General features: G+C 68.2%; 19 protein-coding genes. 2 read left to right on the top strand and 17 right to left on the bottom strand.

All coding sequences use genetic code 11. From position 1 onward, the window contains the following. Positions 1-5 precede the first annotated feature (5 nt). From pheT to MicroSTF_RS13820, 10 genes are all read right to left on the bottom strand, one after another. Positions 6-2,516 (bottom strand): phenylalanine--tRNA ligase subunit beta, encoded by a 2,511-nt coding sequence (gene pheT, locus MicroSTF_RS13775; RefSeq protein WP_322956426.1) that lies wholly within the window; start codon positions 2,514-2,516, stop codon positions 6-8. Then, positions 2,516-3,556, bottom strand: a complete 1,041-nt coding sequence (gene pheS, locus MicroSTF_RS13780) for a phenylalanine--tRNA ligase subunit alpha (protein ID WP_021199762.1) — start codon at positions 3,554-3,556, stop codon at positions 2,516-2,518. Before pheS ends, pheT begins: the two co-directional genes overlap by 1 nt. A gap of 42 nt (positions 3,557-3,598) precedes the next feature. Continuing rightward, positions 3,599-4,501 (bottom strand): amino acid ABC transporter permease, encoded by a 903-nt coding sequence (locus MicroSTF_RS13785; RefSeq protein ID WP_021199763.1) that lies wholly within the window; start codon positions 4,499-4,501, stop codon positions 3,599-3,601. Further along, positions 4,498-5,145, bottom strand: coding sequence for an amino acid ABC transporter permease (locus tag MicroSTF_RS13790; protein ID WP_021199764.1), 648 nt, complete (start codon positions 5,143-5,145; stop codon positions 4,498-4,500). The genes MicroSTF_RS13785 and MicroSTF_RS13790 overlap by 4 nt, the downstream gene beginning before the upstream one ends. Positions 5,146-5,226: 81 nt before the next feature. Then, positions 5,227-6,144, bottom strand: a complete 918-nt coding sequence (locus tag MicroSTF_RS13795) for a glutamate ABC transporter substrate-binding protein (RefSeq protein WP_322956430.1) — start codon at positions 6,142-6,144, stop codon at positions 5,227-5,229. A gap of 55 nt (positions 6,145-6,199) precedes the next feature. After that, entirely contained in the window at positions 6,200-6,946 is a 747-nt protein-coding gene (locus tag MicroSTF_RS13800) for an amino acid ABC transporter ATP-binding protein (protein WP_029260612.1), read from the bottom strand. A gap of 254 nt (positions 6,947-7,200) precedes the next feature. Next, positions 7,201-8,163 carry a TAXI family TRAP transporter solute-binding subunit gene (locus MicroSTF_RS13805; protein ID WP_322956432.1) on the bottom strand — a complete coding sequence of 321 codons (963 nt, stop codon included), beginning with the start codon at positions 8,161-8,163 and terminating at the stop codon, positions 7,201-7,203. After that, complete coding sequence (locus tag MicroSTF_RS13810) at positions 8,160-9,536, bottom strand: HAMP domain-containing sensor histidine kinase (protein WP_322956434.1); 1,377 nt, start codon at positions 9,534-9,536, stop codon at positions 8,160-8,162. Before MicroSTF_RS13810 ends, MicroSTF_RS13805 begins: the two co-directional genes overlap by 4 nt. A 3-nt stretch (positions 9,537-9,539) precedes the next feature. Next, positions 9,540-10,211: a response regulator transcription factor gene (locus MicroSTF_RS13815; RefSeq protein WP_322956436.1), complete on the bottom strand. Its 672-nt coding sequence runs from the start codon at positions 10,209-10,211 to the stop codon at positions 9,540-9,542. A gap of 36 nt (positions 10,212-10,247) precedes the next feature. Beyond that, positions 10,248-11,060: a TrmH family RNA methyltransferase gene (locus MicroSTF_RS13820; protein WP_029260610.1), complete on the bottom strand. Its 813-nt coding sequence runs from the start codon at positions 11,058-11,060 to the stop codon at positions 10,248-10,250. A gap of 57 nt (positions 11,061-11,117) precedes the next feature. On the opposite strand from MicroSTF_RS13820, the gene MicroSTF_RS13825 reads away from it, so the two are divergent. Further along, positions 11,118-11,570, top strand: coding sequence for a DUF2809 domain-containing protein (locus MicroSTF_RS13825; RefSeq protein ID WP_081860203.1), 453 nt, complete (start codon positions 11,118-11,120; stop codon positions 11,568-11,570). Between the two features lie 8 nt (positions 11,571-11,578). On the opposite strand, the gene rplT is transcribed toward MicroSTF_RS13825, so the two are convergent. From rplT to infC, 3 genes are all read right to left on the bottom strand, one after another. Further along, on the bottom strand, positions 11,579-11,965 hold the full coding sequence (gene rplT / locus MicroSTF_RS13830) for a 50S ribosomal protein L20 (protein WP_322956441.1): 387 nt from the start codon (positions 11,963-11,965) through the stop codon (positions 11,579-11,581). Between the two features lie 34 nt (positions 11,966-11,999). Further along, positions 12,000-12,194 (bottom strand): 50S ribosomal protein L35, encoded by a 195-nt coding sequence (gene rpmI / locus MicroSTF_RS13835; protein ID WP_017828564.1) that lies wholly within the window; start codon positions 12,192-12,194, stop codon positions 12,000-12,002. Positions 12,195-12,267: 73 nt separating this feature from the next. After that, the gene (gene infC / locus MicroSTF_RS13840; protein ID WP_096359486.1) at positions 12,268-12,894 is read right to left on the bottom strand and encodes a translation initiation factor IF-3; all 627 of its coding nucleotides are present in this window, start codon (positions 12,892-12,894) and stop codon (positions 12,268-12,270) included. Positions 12,895-13,149: 255 nt separating this feature from the next. Between infC and MicroSTF_RS13845 the strand changes: the two genes are divergently transcribed. Further along, entirely contained in the window at positions 13,150-13,548 is a 399-nt protein-coding gene (locus MicroSTF_RS13845; RefSeq protein ID WP_017828562.1) for a DUF1844 domain-containing protein, read from the top strand. Between the two features lie 37 nt (positions 13,549-13,585). Here MicroSTF_RS13845 and MicroSTF_RS13850 read toward each other — a convergent pair whose 3' ends face one another. The 4 genes from MicroSTF_RS13850 to priA all read right to left on the bottom strand — a co-directional run bounded on the left by MicroSTF_RS13850 (position 13,586) and on the right by priA (position 16,567). Then, positions 13,586-14,359: a hypothetical protein gene (locus tag MicroSTF_RS13850; RefSeq protein ID WP_029260607.1), complete on the bottom strand. Its 774-nt coding sequence runs from the start codon at positions 14,357-14,359 to the stop codon at positions 13,586-13,588. Between the two features lie 244 nt (positions 14,360-14,603). Further along, positions 14,604-15,017, bottom strand: coding sequence for a hypothetical protein (locus MicroSTF_RS13855; RefSeq protein ID WP_029260606.1), 414 nt, complete (start codon positions 15,015-15,017; stop codon positions 14,604-14,606). 22 nt (positions 15,018-15,039) lie between these two features. Beyond that, the gene (locus tag MicroSTF_RS13860; RefSeq protein WP_136025195.1) at positions 15,040-15,837 is read right to left on the bottom strand and encodes an SseB family protein; all 798 of its coding nucleotides are present in this window, start codon (positions 15,835-15,837) and stop codon (positions 15,040-15,042) included. Continuing rightward, positions 15,821-16,567 carry a bifunctional 1-(5-phosphoribosyl)-5-((5-phosphoribosylamino)methylideneamino)imidazole-4-carboxamide isomerase/phosphoribosylanthranilate isomerase PriA gene (priA, locus tag MicroSTF_RS13865; RefSeq protein WP_029260604.1) on the bottom strand — a complete coding sequence of 249 codons (747 nt, stop codon included), beginning with the start codon at positions 16,565-16,567 and terminating at the stop codon, positions 15,821-15,823. The genes MicroSTF_RS13860 and priA overlap by 17 nt, the downstream gene beginning before the upstream one ends. Between the last annotated feature and the right edge of the window lie 33 nt (positions 16,568-16,600).

Below are 16,600 nucleotides of genomic sequence, written 5' to 3' on the forward strand. Positions count from 1 at the left end.
CGTGCTCAGTCGCGCAGTGCGGCTCCGAAGCGCTGTGCGGCGACCTCGACACCGGCGAGCTTGGCCTCCGTGGCCTCGGCCGCCGTGAGCGTGCGATCGTCGGCACGGAAGCGCAGGGCGAACGTCAGGCTCTTCGAGCCGTCCGGCACGCCCTCCCCGCGATAGTCGTCGACGAGACGCACCGATTCCAGCAGCGCACCGGCACCCTCGGCGAGAGCCGCCTGCACATCGGCGGCCGGAACGTCTGCCGGCAGCGTGAGCGAGACGTCCTGCGTGGCAGCGGGGAACGTCGACAGCGAGGCCGCGACGACCCGACCACCGGCGAGCGACAGGATGCGGTCGAGGTCGACCTCGAACACGGTCGCGCGCCCCGGAAGGTCGGCGCCCTCCGCCACAGCGGGATGCAGCTCACCGACGTAGCCGACCTCTTCCCCGGCGACCCGGAGCGATCCGGTGCGTCCGGGGTGCAGGGCCGCACGCTCGGCCTGGACCACGTCGATGTCGACGCCGGCCGCCGCCGCGATGACGCGGACCGCGTCCAGTGCCTCGACGAGACCTGCGGCTTCGGCGGGACGACCGGGCTGACGCGGGGAGACAAGGCCGGTGAGCAGCGCGGAGATGAACCGGTGCTGCGGCGGGATCGACGCGTTCAGCGCGGCGAGCGTCTCATCGGACGGGCGCTCGCCCAGCGGCGGCACCTCGTCCGTGCCGTACTCCACGCCCGGCTCGGGCAGGAAGACCACGCCGGTCTCGAAGATCGCCAGGTCGGTGAGTCCGCGCGAGATGTTGCGGTGCGCGGTCTGCAGCAGACCGGGAATGAGCGAACGACGCAGATACGGCGCCTGCCCGTCGAGTGGATTCGCCAGGCGGATGCTCGGGAGGTGTTCACCCGATGCGGAGCCGTGGAGGTCGTTCTGCGCCTCGGTGGTGAACGGGAACGACGGCGTCTCGACGAGACCGGCAGCAGCCAGGGCATCGGCTACGCGTCGACGACCCTGCTGGTCGGCGGTGAGGCCGCGACCGGACGGAGGCGTCGGCAGCACGGAGGGGATGCGGTCGAGCCCGTGGATGCGGGCGACCTCCTCCGCGAGCGTCCACTTGTCGGTGAGGTCGGGCCGCCAGGTCGGCGGGATCACCCTCCAGCCGGAACCCGCATCCGACGCCGTGACATCGGCACCGATGGTGGTCAGCGCACCGGTGATCTCGTCGTCGGAGTAGTCGACGCCGATGAGTCCCTGCACGAATCCGGCGGGGAGCTCGATCTCGCCGACGAAGACCTCGGCGAACAGCGCGCCACCCTCCTCCGTGAGCGTGCCGCCGGCGAGCTCGACCATGAGGTCGGCAGCGCGGCGGGCGGCCACGAACGGGATCAGCGGGTCGACACCGCGTTCGAAGCGCTTGGACGCCTCACTGGGCAGCTTGTGTCGACGTGCCGAGCGGGCGATGGTCGTGGGGTCGAAGTTCGCCGCCTCGATCAGCACGTTCCGCGTGGTGTCGCTCATCTCGGTCGTGCCACCGCCCATGACGCCGGCAAGGCCGATCGGGCCGGACTCGTCGGTGATGAGGAGGTCTTCCGCGTGCAGAGCGCGCTCGACGCCGTCGAGCGTGGTCATCTTCTCGCCGGGAGCGGCACGGCGCACCGTGATGCCGCCCGTGAGCTTGTCGAGGTCGTAGCCGTGCAGCGGCTGGCCGAGCTCGAGCATCACGTAGTTGGTGATGTCGATCAGCACGCCCAGCGAGCGCATGCCCGCAAGACTCAGCCGGGCGACCATCCACGGCGGCGTCGGACGTGAGGGGTCGACACCGCGGACGACGCGGGTCACGAACTCTCTCGCACCCACGTTCCCGCGCACGGGTGCGACGTCATCGACCACGGTCGTGTGCCCGGACCCGGGCTGGAGCTCGGCGAAGTCGCGCTCGGCCGGGTCGCGGAAGGTCGCACCGGTGGCATGCGCGTACTCACGGGCCACGCCGCGGAGCGAGAAGGCATATCCACGGTCGGGAGTGACGTTGATCTCCACCGCGACGTCATCGAGGCCGAGCAGAGCGATCGCGTCGGTGCCGACGGGGGCGTCGATGCCGAGATCGGACAGCACCACGATGCCGTTGTGCTCATCGCCCAGGCCGAGCTCGCGCGCCGACGCGATCATGCCGTCCGACACGTGGCCGTAGGTCTTGCGGGCGGCGATCGGGAACGGACCGGGAAGCACGGCACCGGGCAGCGTCACGACGACCTTGTCACCGGCGACGAAGTTGTGCGCGCCGCAGACGATCCCGCGGATGCCGCCGTTCGCCTCGCCGACGTCGACCTGGCACCAGTTGATGGTCTTGCCGTTCGACTGCGGCTCGGCCTCGAGCGAGACGACCTGTCCGACGACCACGGGACCGGTGATGTCGAAGCGGTGCACATCCTCTTCTTCGAATCCGACGGTCACCAGTGCCGCGAGGACGTCCTCGGGCGTGGCATCCGCTGCCAGATCGACGTACTCACGCAACCACGAAAGCGGGACGCGCATCACACCACCATCCCGTACTGCTCGCTGAATCGGACATCGCCCTCGGCCATGTCGCGCATGTCCTGGACGTCGCTGCGGAACATCAGTCCCCGCTCGATGCCCATGCCGAACGCGAAGCCGCTGTACACCTCGGGGTCGATCCCGGCGGCGCGCAGCACGTTCGGGTTGACCATGCCGCAGCCGCCCCATTCGATCCAGCGCGCGCCGCCCTTGAAGGTCGGGTGCCACAGGTCGAGTTCGGCGGAGGGCTCGGTGAAGGGGAAGTAGTTGGTGCGGAAGCGCGTCTTGGCCTCGGGCCCGAAGAGCTGCTTCGCGAAGTGATCGAGTGTGCCCTTGAGGTGCGCCATCGTGATGCCCTTGTCGATCACGAGTCCCTCGAACTGGGTGAACACCGGCAGGTGCGTGGCGTCGAACTCGTCGGTGCGGTACACGCGGCCCGGGCACAGCACGTAGATCGGCACCTCGCGGTCGAGCATCGAACGCACCTGCACCGGGCTCGTGTGCGTGCGCATCACGAGGTGGCGGGAGGTGGGGTCGACGTAGAACGTATCCTGCTCCTGACGGGCGGGGTGGTCGACATCGAAGTTCAGGGCGTCGAAGTTGAACCACTCGTGCTCGAGCTCCGGCCCCTCCGCGATCTCCCATCCCATGCCGACGAAGATGTCGCAGACCTGGTCCTGGAGCAGGGTGAGCGGGTGCCGGGCACCGACGCGGGTGCGCGACGGCACGGCGGTGATGTCGACCCGCTCGGCCTCGAGCCGCGCAGCGACCTCGGCCTCCGCCAGCTCGGCTTCCTTCGCCGCCAGCGCCTGCGTCACCCGCCCGCGTCCCTGACCCACGAGCTTGCCGAAAGCGGCCTTGTTCTCGGGGGCGACCTGTCGCATCGAGGCATTCAGGACCGCGAGCGGCGATCCGTCGGCGACGTGTGCGGCACGAGCCGCTTTCAGCTCGGCGGTGTCGGTGGCTGCGGCGATCGCCGCGAGGGCGTCGGCGACAGCGGCTTCGACCGCTTCCGGGGTGATTTCAGGAGACTCTGACACGAGAATCGAGTCTACCGGGGGCGCGTGGGTCGCTTTCGCGGATCAGCGCGACGCCTCGGACCCGTCGCCCTGCAGGACGATGAGCGAGGTGTTCGTCTCGCCCCCGTGCTGACGGGGATCCGGTACCGCCGGCCCGGCCTTCGGCGAGCGCTTGGCACGGCGCTGGAGGCGGTAGGCGATGTAGGAGAGCAGGAGACACACGGCCACGTACATCGATCCGCCGACGATCGCCGCGGGGATCAGCGGGGAACCGTAAGGCGCCTGGTTGCCGATCTGGTTGATGACGTAGAGGAGCTCCTGGTACGTGATGATGAACCCGAGCGCGGTGTCCTTGAGCGCCACGACGAGCTGCGCGATGATCACCGGCATCATGGCCCGCACGGCTTGCGGGATCAGGATGAAGTACATCACCCCGGTCTTCCGGAGTCCGATCGCATAGCCGGCTTCCTTCTGCCCGCGCGGCAGCGATTCGATGCCGGCACGCAGCACCTCGGCGAGCACGGAGCCGTTGTACACGATCAGAGCGATCACGACGGCCCAATACGGCGGCATCTTCACGCCGATCACGGGAAGGCCGTAGTACAGCAGCATCATCAGAATGAGCACGGGCACCGCTCGCAGCACCTCGATGATCCACCGGACGGGCTCACGCACCCAGGCGTGCTCCGACAGGCGGCCGATGCCGAGCAGGAAGCCGAGGGCGATGGACCCGACGCCGGCGACCGCGAAGGCGGCCAGCGTGGCCAGCAGCCCTTCGCCGAAGCGGACCCAGACGGCGGAGAACGTGAAGATGTTCCACTTCTCGGCGGAGAACTGTCCGGTGGCGAACAGCCTCCACACGACCCAGCCGAGCACGGCGAGGACGACGAGGACCGTGGCGGCTCCGATGAGCCGGTTGCGGGCGATGGCACGGGGGCCGGGGACGTCGAAAAGAACGGAACTCATCGCGCGATCCTCCACTTGTTCTCGAGAACGCGCTGCACCCAGGCGAGCAGCAGCACCAGGACCACGAAGACGACCATGACCCAGAGCAGCACGGCCAGAGCGTTCTCCCCCTGTTCGCTCAATGCCGCACGGATGGTCCCCAGGTTGGCGACGGAGAAGCCCGCAGCCACCGTGGTGTTCTTCATGAGGGCGATGAGGACGCTCATCATGGGCGGGACGACGGAGCGCGTCGCCTGCGGCAGCACGACGTAGCGCATGACCTGTCCGAAGTTCAGGCCGATCGCTCGCGCCGCCTCGGCCTGGCCGACGGGCACGGTGTTGATGCCGGCTCGCAGCGCCTCGGCGACGTACGTCGCGGTGTAGATGCCGAGAGCGGCCACTGCCAGAGGCAGGGGGTTCACCCGCTCCCCCAGCAGGATCGGGAGGCAGAACGCGAAGAAGAACATGACGAGCGTCAGCGGGGTGTTGCGGATCCAGTTGACGTACACGCCGCCGACGGCGCGGGCGATCGGAACCGGAGACACACGCGCGGCTCCGACGATCAGCCCGAGGACCAGCGCGATGATGCCGCCACCCAGGAACAGCACGATGGTTCCCCACAGTGCCTCTCCCCAGAGGTCGAGGTGGTCGGTGATGACTCCCACTGCTGCTCCTGTCGATTCGGGTTCTCGGGTGGTTCGTGCCGATGAGCGGGGCGGTCGACCGGGTCGACCGCCCCGCCGGGATCAACCGATCGGGTCGACCTCGGGCTGGGTCGCCTTGACGCCGGACGCGCCGAGGTTGTTGTCGAAGATCTGCTGCCAGATCTTGCCGCCGTCGGTCAGCTGCGTGTTGAAGTACTCGGCCAGAGCGTCGTCGCCCTTGGCGAGTCCGATGCCGTAGCGCTCCTCGCTGAAGGGCTCTCCGACGACCTTCAGCTTGTCCGGGTCCTGGGCCGCGTAGCCGATGAGGATCGCCTCGTCGGTCGTGACGGCGTCGACCTGACCGTTCTTGAGGTCCTCGACGCACTTCGAGTACGTGTCGTACTCCTTGGTGGGCACGTCGGGGTAGTTCGTCTTGATGTTCTGGATCGGCGTCGAGCCGGTCGCCGAGCAGACGGTCGTCTCCGCGCTCAGTTCATCGACGCTCTTGATGTCGCTGTCGGCACCGACGAGGAGGCCCTGACCCGTGACGAAGTACGGCCCGGCGAACGAGATCTGCTCCTTGCGCTTGTCGGTGATCGAGTACGTGCCGACGTAGTAGTCGATATCGCCGTTCACGATGGCCTGCTCGCGGTTCGCGGAGGCGATCGCCTGGAACTCGATCTTCTCCGGGTCGACGCCGAGCGATGCCGCCATCCAGCGGGCGATGTCGACGTCGAATCCGGTGCGGTCGCCGGTCACCGGGTCGAGGTACCCCAGACCCGGCTGGTCCTCCTTGACGCCGACCTTGACCGTGCCTGCCGACTCGATCCGGTCGAACGTCGGGCTTCCCTCGATGCTGACGTCGGTCAGCACGGTCCACGGCGTGCTGCTGGAGGTGTCGCCCTCGTCGCCGCCCTCCGGGGCTCCTGTGCTGGACGGCGTGCCGCTGTTGCAGGCCGTGAGCGCCAGCAGCGCGGCCGCTGCGATTCCGATACCTGCCAGTGTCCGTGTGCGTCGCATGTGCGTCTCCTTCGTATGCTGTGTGTGCAGGGTCTGTGTGGTCGGTGCGGGGGCGTCAGTGCGTGAGGAGCTTCGAGAGGAAGTCCTTGGCGCGGTCGCTCTTCGGGTGCGTGAAGAACTCCTCGGGAGTCGCCTCCTCCACGATCCGTCCGTCGGCCATGAAGACGACGCGGTCGGCGGCCTTGCGGGCGAAGCCCATCTCATGGGTGACGACGATCATCGTCATGCCGTCCTGGGCCAACTCGACCATGACGTCGAGGACCTCGTTGATCATCTCGGGGTCGAGGGCGCTGGTCGGCTCGTCGAACAGCATCACCTTGGGCTGCATCGCGAGGGCGCGGGCGATCGCCACGCGCTGCTGCTGCCCGCCGGACAGCTGGGCCGGGAGCTTCGATGCCTGCTGCGCCACGCCCACGCGTTCGAGCAGCACCATCGCCTCCTTCTCGGCATCCGCCTTCTTGAGGCCGCGGACCTTGATCGGGCCGAGGGTCACGTTCTCGAGGATCGTGAGGTGTGCGAAGAGATTGAAGGACTGGAAGACCATGCCGACGTCCGCACGCAGGTGGGCGAGTCCCTTCCCCTCCGCAGGCAGCTCCTTGCCGTCGATGCGGATGGTGCCGCTCGTGATCGTCTCGAGGCGGTTGATCGTGCGGCACAGAGTCGACTTGCCGGAGCCGGACGGGCCGATCACGACGACGACCTCTCCCGAGTTGACGGTCAGGTCGATGTCGGTGAGCGCCTGGAAGTCGCCGTAGTGCTTCTGGACGTTCTCGACCACGACAAGCGGGGTATCAGAGGTCATCATTTCTCCAAACTAGCCACGTCGGACGCGGGTCTCCAGGCACCTCGGTGAGATTTACACGTTCGTAATCACCTGATCGCGGCACCAATGCTGCTGTGCATGGGTACCCCGCGGCCCGCCCCCACGGGCCGCGGAATCGTCCTGCTGCAGCTCCCCAACGACAGTTGAGCAACAGGCGACGATCGTGCGCGATCGACCTCACAATGGCAGAGCGCCACCCACGGTGTCAGACTTCTTGAGGATTTCTTGAGCAGTCAGCCGCGCTGATCCCGGTAGTAGTCGGCTGCCCCGGGGTGCAGCGGGACGGGGCCGGTGAAGATCGCCGAGCGCCGGTCCAGCAGCGCGGCGGTCGGAACCTCCCCCGCGATGCGCAGACGTGCATCGAACAATCCGGCGAGCACGTCACGAGCGACGGTGTCCGGGGTGGAGGCTGCGGTGACGAGATAGTTGGGAACGGCCATCGTGGGCGCGGAATCCTGCAGGCCGTAGGTGCCGGCCGGGACGTCGGCCGGTCGATACGCGTGCGAGTACCGTTCGTTCACCTCGTTGACCCACTCCTGCTCGATCGGGAGCAGGCGGACCGATGACCTCTCCGAGAGCTCTGCCACCCCCGGGGTGGGCAGCCCGCCGACCCAGAAGAAGCCGTCGATGTCGCCACGCTCCATCGCCTCGATCGACTCGCTGAGGTCGAGCTGGGGATTGCGCACGGAGCCGAGATCGACACCTGCCGCATCCAGCACCCGAGCGGCGATCACGTTCACCCCGGAGTTCTCCGCACCGAGGGAGATGGTGCGGCCGGCCAGATCCCCGATACCCGAGATCTCCGACTCTCCGCGTACGACGACCTGCACGTACTCGTCGTACAGGCGGGCGAGGGCCTGCACCTCCAGCGGATGGTCGAAGGCGCCGGAGCCCGCCACCGCGTCTGCCGCGGCGTCTCCCTGCGCGAACCCGATCAGCGCCTCCCCCGAACTCACCCGCAGCAGGTTGTCGACGGAACCCGCCGTCTCCTGCGCGACCATCCGGATATCCAACGAGTCCGACAGGTCTTCGGCCAGGTGGCTGCCGTAGTCGTAGTAGACGCCGGTGGACCCGCCGCTGGCGATGGCGTACTCCTCGTCCGTCCACTCGCTCGCACGCGGACTGCACGCGGTCACGCCGACCGCCAGCAGGAGAGCGCTCGCGCCGGCGAGCAACCGTCGCACGCCGGCCGTCACGGGGTCGTCCCATCGTGGAGCACGAGTGTGACAGCGAGACCGCCGCCCTCCGCCGCAGCGACGGCCAATTCGCCGCCGACCGTGGCGAGCAGGTCACTCGCGATGGCGAGGCCGAGTCCGGACCCCGGGGTGTCCCCGCTGTCGGCACTGCGCCAGAACCGGTCGGTCGCCGCCGCGGCCTGCTCCTCCGTCAGCCCCGGACCGTGATCGCGGACGGTGATCCGGCAGACCTGGCCCTCGCGTTCCGCACCGATCTCGATCGGCGCGCCCTCGGGAGAGAACTTCACGGCGTTGTCGATCACCGCATCCAGCGCACTCTCCACGATCGTCCGGTCGGTCACGCTCATCACCGGCGAAACCCCCGTGGCACGCAAGACGACCCCGCGCTGGGCGGCGACGTCGCGCCACGCGTCCCGTCGGCGAGCGGCGAGCGTCGCGAGGTCGACCGCCGAGATGGTCGAGTCGCCTCGTCCCCCACGAGCCAGCCCGAGGAGCGTTTCGAGGATGCGGGTCATCCGTCGCCCCTCTTCCCGCGTCTCCTCGACATCACCCTGCCACTCCTTCCCCAGTCCCGTCGCCAGATGCTCGACGCGCAGGAGCAGGGCGTTGAGGGGGTTGCGCAGCTCGTGGGAGGCATTCAGCGCGAACTCCTGCTGCCGCGTCATCACACGCTCGATCTCGTCGGCCATGCCGTTGAAGACCTGCGCCATGCGGCGCAGCTCCGGCGGACCGTCGTCGGCGGCGACACGCGCGTCCATCTCGCCCCGCTCGATCGCCACCATCGCCTCGTCGAGCCGTCGCACCGGCGACAGCACCCACCGGGCGAGCCGGAACACGAGCAGCACCCCGAGGGCGACCAGCACCAGCGCGATCGCCGAGATGAGCAGGATCTGCTGGAGGATCGCCGCGCGCGGCGCCTCCACATCTCCGGCCACCAGCACGGCACCGATCACGTCCCCGTCGTCGAACACCGGCTCGGCCAGGGCGGCGTCCGCGACGGTCCACGGGAACAGGACCGTCGGCTGCTCGGCACGCCGCCCGGAAAGCGCGAGTCTGACCCGCTCGGCGTCCTCGTCCGGGAGCGCGGCCCGGTCCTGCTCCCCCGCCGCCCAGACATTGCCGCCGAGATCGAAGACCGTGACCTCGATTCCGTACACCTCGCGGAAGCGCGCCACCTCGGCGTCGATCACGGCGGCGCTGCCGGACCGCAGGGCCTGACGCGCACTCGTGACGAAATACCCGAGGTCGCCGAGCTGCTGCGTGTAGAACGCCTGCTGGACGCTGTGCGCCGCACTCCATCCGGCTGCGCCGCCGAGCGCGGCCAGGATCGCGACGAGCGGCACGAGGAAGACGATGATCAGACGGCGCCGCATGGCTCAGGACCCCGCAAGACGGTAGCCGACTCCGCGCACGGTCTCGATGACCCCACGGACTCCGGTCTTCTTCCTGATCGCTCCGACGTGCACCTCGAGCGAGTGCCCGAACCCGCGCCAGTCGGTGTTCCATACCTCACGGATCAGGCGCTCCTTCGGCACCGCCACCCCCGGGTATCGGGCGAGGACGGCGACGATGTCGAACTCCTTGCGTGTGAGGTCGATCGCCGTGCCGTCGACGAGCACCTGACGGGCGACGAGGTCGATGTCGACATGGCCGTCGTGCAGCAGCACCCGGGCGTCGGCCTCCGGTCTCATCGGCCTCGACCTCCGGGTGACCGCCTCGATCCTGGCGAGGAGCTCGTGCACGTCATAGGGCTTCACGACGAAGTCATCCGCGCCCGCGCGCAGTCCCTTGATGCGTTCGGCGACCTGGTTGCGGGCGGTCACGATCACGATCGGAACCTCCGAGCGCCCCCGGATGCGACGGCACAGGTCGACGCCGTCGATGTCGGGGAGACCGAGGTCGAGGAGGACCACCTCGGTGTCGGCTCCCAGCATGCCCAGCGCGGCAGCGCCGTCCGCCGCGCGCACAGTCGCGTATCCCGACCGTCCGAGGAAGGCCTCGAGCGCCCTGGCGACCCGGTCGTCGTCCTCGACGATCAGAATCCTCATCGACTCCGCTTCCTGCTTCCCTCGGCGCCCGAGAACTCAGTCGCCAGCGGACGCACGCTGTGCAAATGCACTCTCGTAGAGGCACACGCTGGCGGCCGTCGCCAGGTTGAGGGATTCGGCACGACCGAAGATGGGCAGCTTGAGCACCTGGTCGGCGAGGGCCAGCGCATCGTCTTCGAGCCCCCGCGCCTCGTTCCCGAAGAGCCATCCGGTGGGCTCGGCGAGCACGCCCTCGGCGCGCGCCTCCAGGAGATCGTCACCCTTCACATCGGCTGCGAGGATGCGGAGACCTGCATCGTGTGCGCGCTTGACGACATCGGCGAGGTCTCCCCCGACCGACACCGGGAGGTGGAACAGCGAACCCGTCGTGGCACGCACCACCTTCGGGTTGTACGGATCGACGGTTCGTCCCGTGAGCACGACGGCATCGGCGCCCGCCGCATCCGCCGCCCGGATGATCGTGCCGAGATTGCCGGGATCGCGCACCTCTTCGCAGATCGCCACCAGTCGCGGCGCGGCGTCGAAGATGTCGCGCACGGAGGTCGGTGTCTGCTGCACCACCGCCACGAGTCCCTGCGGAGTGACGGTGTCGGCCATCGCGTTGAGGACGTACTCGGTGACGTACTCGACGTCGATGTCGGCATCGGCGGCCTTCGCGCGGATGTCGGGGTGCCGCTCCCACCCGTTGGGCGTCGCGAACAGCTCGACGATCGCCTCGGGACGATAGGTGAGCGCTTCGCGCACGGACTGCGGGCCTTCCAGAAGGAACAGGCCCGTCTCGGTCCTCGCGCTTCGTTTGGTCAGCTTCGCGACGGCTCGGACTCGGGGCGAACGGGGGTTCTCCAGCACGATCACAGTCTAGGGAACGCCGGGCTGGTTCCCGCACCATCGGGATAAGGTGCCGGGATGACCCACAGCGCTGCTGCGAACACCTCTCGTCGGCGGGTCGCCCTCGCCGTTCTCGCTGTCGCGACGGTCGGGATCGGTCTGGTCGTCCATCGCGGCATGAGCGGTGCGGTCGGCGACATCGCGGGCGACGCGCTGTACGCCGTGCTCATCTACCTGCTCGTGGCCCTCGTCGCCCCGCGATGGCCTCGTCCCGCTGTGGCGTTCCTGTCCTTCGTGGTCTGCGCCGGCGTCGAGCTGCTCCAGCTCACCGGCCTTCCGCGCGAATGGGGAGCGATGTTCCCGCCGATCCGACTCGTCCTCGGCTCGGGCTTCGACCTGCGGGACCTCGCCGTGTACGCGATCGCGGTCGCCGCGACCTCCCTGATCGACATGGGAGTCACGCGGGCCGTGGGCCGCAGTGCATCCAGAAACGCCACAGGGCGCCCTCCCGAAGGAGAGCGCCCTGTGTGAAGAGGTGCTTACGCAGCCGACTTCGGTGCGTTGACGTCGGAGGGCAGAGCCTTCTTCGCCCTCTCGACCAGCGTCGTGAACGTCGCCGCGTCGTTGACCGCGAGGTCGGCGAGCATGCGACGGTCCACCGTGACACCGGCGATGCCGAGGCCCTGGATGAAGCGGTTGTAGGTCATGCCGTTCTGGCGAGCCGCAGCGTTGATGCGCTGGATCCACAGGCGACGGAAGTCACCCTTGCGCTTGCGACGGTCACGGTACGAGTAGACCAGCGAGTGGATGACCTGCTCTTTGGCCTTCCGGTACAGGCGCGAACGCTGTCCGCGGTAACCGGAGGCGCGCTCGAGGATGACCCGGCGCTTCTTGTGGGCGTTTACTGCCCGCTTGACTCTTGCCATTTTCCTGTGTTCCTATTCGTGCGTTCGGCGCGCGTCAGCGACCGAGAAGCTTCTTCGCGACCTTGGTGTCAGCCTTCGACAGCACCTGGTCCTGGTTCAGACGACGGGTGCGACGGCTCGACTTGTGCTCGAGGTTGTGGCGCATCCCGGCCTGCTGCTTCTTCAGCTTTCCGCTTCCGGTGATCTTGAAGCGCTTCTTAGCACCCGAGTGGGTCTTCTGCTTCGGCATCTTCTCTTCCTTCGTATGGCGCCTTCTCAGGCGACGGTGTCAACCCGCGGTGCGGGAGTTCTGGGGGCGGGAGTCACTCCGCCGGAGCTGCGGCCGGTGCGTCCGACTCGTTCTTCGCGTCGCGCGAAGCCTGCTTGTTCGCCGCGCGCTGCGCGTCACGAACCGCATTCTGCTCCTGCTTGGCCTCGGACTTGCTCTTGAGCGGCGCCACGATCATGACCATGTTGCGACCGTCGATGGTCGGGTTCGACTCGACCGTGCCGAGCTCGGCCACGTCTTCGGCGAACTTGCGCAGCAGACGAACACCCTGCTCGGGACGCGACTGCTCACGACCACGGAAAAGGATCATGGCCTTGACCTTGTCGCCGGCCTTGAGGAACCCCTCGGCGCGCTTGAGCTTGGTCGTGTAGTCGTGGGCCTCGATCTTCAGACGGAAACGGACTTCCTTGAGGATCGTGTTCGCCTGGTTGCGGCGAGCTTCCTTTTCCTTCTGGGCGGCCTCGTACTTGAACTTGCCGTAGTCCATGATCTTGACGACGGGCGGCTTCGAGTTGGGGGCGACCTCGACGAGGTCGAGATCGGCTTCCTGCGCGAGGCGCAGCGCTGCCTCGATGCGGACGACGCCGATCTGCTCACCCGCGGGGCCGACGAGGCGGACCTCGGGGACGCGGATGCGCTCATTGGTACGGGGATCGCTGATGCGGAACTCCTTAGACGATGTGATTCGGCCACCGCGATGCTGTCTGCATCACGGGCGAAATCGGAATCGTCCCCGCCCACCGGCATTCAGACGCCGGCTCCGCACCCTACCTGCCGGGTCCGTCTTGCGAACGGAGCCGGTGGAGTGCAAGACCCGGTAGCCTTGAACGGCAAGCGCGGGTGGGAAGTGAATCCTCTTTCGATCCGGAGCATGACGCTCCGGAGCCCGCCAAAGTCTAACAGAAAGCAAGGCGAAGTGACGAACCAGGCACCGGACGAGGCTGCACGCGAGCGCGAAGAGCGCTGGGCACGTCAGGAGGAGGCCGCATCGTCGGCCACACGAGACATCGCCGATGTACCCGCCGTCGAGGTGATCACCACCGCCGCCGTGCACCTCATGAGCGCGGCAGCCGTCAAGCTCGGGCTCGCCGACGATCCGGACGCCGCGGCGCAGATCGACCTCGACGAAGCGCGCAAGCTCATCAACGCCCTCGCCGGACTCATCACCGCCGGCGCTCCGGAGATCAGCGATATGCACGCGCGCTCCCTGCGCGACGGCCTTCGTTCACTGCAGCTCGCCTTCCGCGAGGCCTCCACGATCCCCGACCCGATCGGCAAGGGCCCGGGCGAGAAGTGGACCGGACCGGTCAACTAGCTTCGGCGCAGGTGTGAGACCTGCGCAACCGACGGGCTCACGAAGCCGCGCATTCTCCGCCGCCGACAGAGCCGAGATGGCGGGCGAAGAAGCGCGCGGCATCCTCGCCGGCGAACTGCGGGACGCCCGTGTGGCCGCCCATGTTGGCGTAGAGCGTCTTCTCAGTCGATCCGAAGGCGTCGAACAGGTCGAGCGCCATCCGGCGGTCGTTGCCCTCGTCATCCCATTGCAGGAGGACATGCAGCGGGATGGTGACCCGACGCGCCTCCTCCAACGTCGTACGGGGCACATAGCTTCCGGCGAAGAGGCCTGCCGCGACGATGCGTGAGTCGATCGCGGCGAGACGTACTCCGATTGCGATCACCCCACCGGAGAATGCCGTCCGCTCGCCGATCTCGGGAAGGGCAAGAGCCTCGTCGAGCGTGGTCTGCCATTCCGGCACCGCCTGATCGACGAGAGGAAGTATCAGCTGGTCGATGACCTCCTCGCCCGGCTCTTCGCCGACAGAGATCGCACGAACGAGGTCGGCCCGCGCCGCCGCCGCGCCAGGCAGCGGCGTTCGGTCGCCCGCTCCGGGCGCCTCGATCGAGATCGCAGCGAAGCCTTGCGCCGCCGCGCTGCGCGCTCGCGCCGCCAGGCGGGAGTACATTCTTCGCATGCCGATTCCGCCGGGTTGGCCCATCAGGATGAGGGGAACCGGCGCGGAGGAGGAAGCGGCTGGCGGCGTCCACATGATGCCGGAGATGTCACCGATGGTGAATTCGCGCTCGGTGAGGCCGCCGTCGAGGTTCTGTTCAGACGTGAAGTGCATGGTCATGCCTTTCGGGAGTGCTGCTGATATGCGGCGCTCCCGGACGACCTATCGCCCGACCGTGACTCCCCGGAGGAGCACCGACGTCACTTCGTTCACGGATACCACCTCCTCACTTCCTGCACGGATCTCCGACGCTATCAGCACCGGCAGCAGCGATCGGACCGCGCACCTCCCTGCGGAGACGCGTTCCCGTTCCCGCCCGCGGTCCGACGTGGAGAGCGTCATCTCCGGCGATGAAGGATCAGGGCTCCAGGATCAGGGGGTCCGCAGTGGAGGGGCCGCCGCACGGGCCATCAGCGTGGGTCCAGGCGATCGGTTCCTCGGATTCGTGGATGACGGTGCCCTGCGCGTCGAACAGGCGGATGTCGACGTCCTCGGGTGTCGACATGTCGAACATGAGCCGCCAGGTCCCGTCGTCCTCACGGGACGCCGCGAACAGGTTGGTCGAGACGGTCTCGTCCTCCCCCGGCGCCGGTGAGCACTCCGCGTCCACGCAGAACTGGATGGCCGCTGTCTCCGGGAATACGCTCACGTCGACGACCACCCCGTTGACGTAGCCGATCGCCGGGCACGCGGTATAGCAACCCGTGGTGCCGGTCGCGGCACCACCCAGGAGCGCGACCACGACGAGGACTCGCATCAGACCGCGGGACATGCCCCGATCGTAGCGAACGCTCTCAGACGCTGCGGCGGAGCTTCACGGTCAGCGAGTCGGCGAGCACAGCGATGCGATCATCGGACGCCCAGCGCTGAGCGAGACGCGAGAGCACGGCATCGAGCACCTCACGCTCCAGACCGTCGACGAGCTCGAGGACCACGATCAGCTCGGGGCCCCGGAGCCGCGCGTCGGGATCGCCCGCAGCCACCGCCACGTCGATCACTGCCAGTTCGTGCGCCACGCTCTCCTGGAGAGCCGTGAACACCTCTGTCGACAGGAAGCTGGGCTCCCAGCGCTGCTCCTGAGCGATCGCCCAGACCGCGGGACGCCGGATCACGAACTCCGTCTCTGACGTCGGGTCGAGAACGATGAGATCGGTGTCCTCCGCCGACGCCGCCAACGCGGCTCGAACGGCCTCGACGGGGATCGGTCGCGCGGTCGGATCCCATGCCTGCATCGCCTGCACGGACGAGAAGACCGGCTGCACGCGCCGGCCGTCAGGCGCCGCGACCGTCACGATGGACAGTTCCTGCGTCTTGTCGACGGTGAGACCGCTCGGCGCGACCCCCTCCTCACCCTTCTCGGCGATAAGCGGAATCAGCACGCGCGCGGTACGGAAGGCGTCGACCACGTCGACCTGGCTGCCTTCACCCGCACGGAACCGCAGCAGCGCGGCCAGCAGAGCGGGATCGGCGGAACCGTCGTCCGACGCGTGCGGATTCGACTCGAAGCTGCGCCCCTCCCAGGGGACGCCCGCCGAATCGCCGTGGTTGTGCGATTCCGGCCCACAGGCGTGCGCGTCAGTCTCCTGCGACATCCAGAGCCTCAGCCAGCGTGAATGCCCCGGCGTAGAGTGCCTTGCCGACGATCGCACCTTCGACGCCCAGCGGCACGAGATCGCGGAGCGCGGCGATGTCGTCGAGGCTCGAGATCCCGCCAGATGCGACGACCGGTTTCGGGGTACGTGAGGTGACCTCGCGGAGCAGTTCGATGTTGGGGCCGCGAAGAGTGCCGTCCTTCGTGACGTCGGTGACGACATAACGGCTGCAGCCGGCGTCTTCGAGGCGGTCGAGAACCTCCCAGAGGTCACCGCCCTCCTTGGTCCATCCGCGGGCGGCGAGCGTCGTCCCCCGCACGTCGAGGCCGACCGCGATCGCCTCGCCGTAACGGCCGATCACATCGGCCGCCCACTCCGGGTTCTCCAGCGCGGCCGTGCCCAGGTTGATCCGGGTGGCGCCGCTCTCCAGAGCCGCCTCCAACGTCGCATCATCACGGATGCCACCGGAGAGCTCGATGCTCACGCCCTTGAACTGCTTGATGACCTTGCGCAGGATCGGTGCGTTGCTGCCACGGCCGAACGCGGCGTCGAGGTCGACGAGGTGGATCCACTTCGCTCCCTGCGCCACCCACTCCCCTGCGGCATCCAACGGGTCGCCGTAGCTGGTCTCGGTTCCGGCCTCGCCCTGGGTCAGGCGGACGGCCTTGCCCCCGGCGACATCGACGGCGGGAAGGAGCGTGAGCGAGGGGGACTGCGCGAAGTCGTTCATGGGGTCCTTGTATCGGGAAGCTCTACGGCCCGG

This window comes from Microbacterium sp. STF-2, from assembly GCF_034650155.1.
GTDB lineage: Bacteria > Actinomycetota > Actinomycetes > Actinomycetales > Microbacteriaceae > Microbacterium > Microbacterium maritypicum_A.